The following is a 1,989-nucleotide window of genomic DNA, read 5'->3' as shown; positions in this document are numbered from 1 at the left end:
CCGACCCGGACCGGGCCCTGGGAGCGCGAAGTAATTTGGGCACCCCTGACCGCCGCCCGACCGCTCCCCCCGCCCGACTCCCAGACACCCCCTAGGGGCACTCCCATGCCCGTGCCCGCATCCGGAACCGCCCGCCTCCTCGCCGGGGGCCACGGCGGACCGGGCGCGCTCCGCCCGATGGTCGACACCGTCCTCGACGCCCTCGCCCACGGCGCCGCCGACCGCGGCGGCCCCCTCCCGGCCGGGGGACCCGCCGCGGTGGCCCGGCGGATACACGGCGCGGCCCGGCCGCTCATCCCCGACGAGGGAGAGGGGCCCCACCACGCGCTGCGCACCCTCGTCCGCGCCCTCGCCCACGGCGCCGCCGACCCCGCCGACCCCCGCTGCACCGCGCATCTGCACTGCCCGCCGCTCGCCGTCGCCACCGCCGCCGACCTCGCCGTCTCCGCGCTCAACCCCTCCCTGGACTCCTGGGACCAGGCCCCCGCCGCCTGCGAACTGGAGGCGCTCACCTGCCGTGCCCTGGCCGAACTCGTCCACCCCCACGGCCCCGCCCCCGACGCCCTCGTCACCACCGGCGGCACCGAATCCAACCAACTCGCCCTGCTCCTCGCCCGCGAGGCCGCGGCCGGAAGACCCCTGCGGATCATCCGGGGCGGCAACGCCCACCACAGCATCGACCGCGCCGCCTGGCTCCTCGGGCTCCCCGCACCCCGCGCCCTCCCCACCCCCACCGGTGTCCTGGACCCGGCCGCGCTCCACACCGCCCTCGGACGGCTGCCCGACACCCCCACCCTCGTCGTCGCCACCGCCGGCACCACCGACACCGGAGCCATCGACCCGCTCTCCGACATCGCCGACGTCTGCGACCACCACACCGCCACCCTCCACATCGACGCCGCCTACGGCGCGCCCCTGCTCTTCAGCGACACCCACAGCAAACGGCTCCACGGCCTCGACCGCGCCCGCACCGTCGCCCTCGACCTGCACAAACTCGGCTGGCAGCCGGTCGCCGCGGGCCTCCTCGCCGTCCCCGACAGCGCCGCCCTCGCCGCCCTGACCCACCACGCCGACTACCTCAACGCCGACGACGACACCCACGCCGGCATCCCCGACCTGCTCGGCCGCTCCCTGCGCACCACCCGCCGCCCCGACATCCTCAAGATCGCCGTCACCCTGCGGGCGCTCGGCCGCCGCGGCCTCGGCGACCTCGTCGACCACGTCTGCGCGGCCGCCCAGCACCTGGCCGACCTCATCGAGGCCCGCCCCGGGCTCGAACTCCACGCCCGGCCCACCATCAGCACCGTCCTCTTCCGCCCCACCGGCGCCCGGCCCGCCGACGTCGCCGCGCTGCGCCGCCGCCTCCTCCACCGGGGCGCGGCCGTCCTCGGCCGGGCCGCCACCCCCGAGGGGCTGTGGCTCAAGGCCACCGTCCTCAACCCGCACACCCAGCCCGACGACCTGCGCGGGCTGCTCGAACTCGTGGAAGGCAACACCACCCCATGAGCACCGCACACCCCCCCAACCCCACCGCCGAGCCCGCCCCCACCCCGGACCGGCCCCTGGACCTGGCCGGTGTCGGCATCGGCCCGTTCAACCTCTCCCTGGCCGCCCTCGCCCACGGCGTCCCCGCCCTGCGCACCGCCTTCTACGAACAGCGGCCCGCCTTCCACTGGCACCCCGGCCTCCTCATCGACGGCGCCACCATCCAGGTCCCCTTCCTCGCCGACCTGGTCACCCTCGCCGACCCCGGAAGCCCCTGGACCTTCCTCCACTACCTCAAGGCCCACGAGCGGCTCTTCCCCTTCTACGTCGCCGAGCGCTTCCACATCGAGCGCGCCGAATACGACGCCTACTGCCGATGGGTCAGCGAACAGCTCCCCGCACTCCACTTCGGCCACCGCGTGGACGCCGTCCGCTGGGACCACGAACACGACCTGTTCGAAATCGACGTCACCCGGCCCGGCCCCGCCGGCGACGAGGAGGGCC

The 1,989-nt window shown here is 76.0% G+C and carries 2 protein-coding genes; both read left to right on the top strand.

Annotated elements, in window-relative coordinates:
* Positions 1–105 precede the first annotated feature (105 nt).
* Complete coding sequence (locus AXW62_RS13425; RefSeq protein WP_060944726.1) at positions 106–1,506, top strand: pyridoxal phosphate-dependent decarboxylase family protein; 1,401 nt, start codon at positions 106–108, stop codon at positions 1,504–1,506.
* Positions 1,503–1,989 (top strand): SidA/IucD/PvdA family monooxygenase (locus tag AXW62_RS13420; protein WP_159060873.1); only part of this gene is annotated, 487 nt, incomplete at its 3' end. The genes AXW62_RS13425 and AXW62_RS13420, both read left to right, overlap by 4 nt.

Source organism: Streptomyces hygroscopicus subsp. hygroscopicus (genome assembly GCF_001553455.1).
Lineage (GTDB): Bacteria > Actinomycetota > Actinomycetes > Streptomycetales > Streptomycetaceae > Streptomyces > Streptomyces hygroscopicus.
The sequence above is the reverse complement of the archived record's forward strand: the minus strand, read 5'-3'. Positions and strand labels throughout refer to the sequence as shown.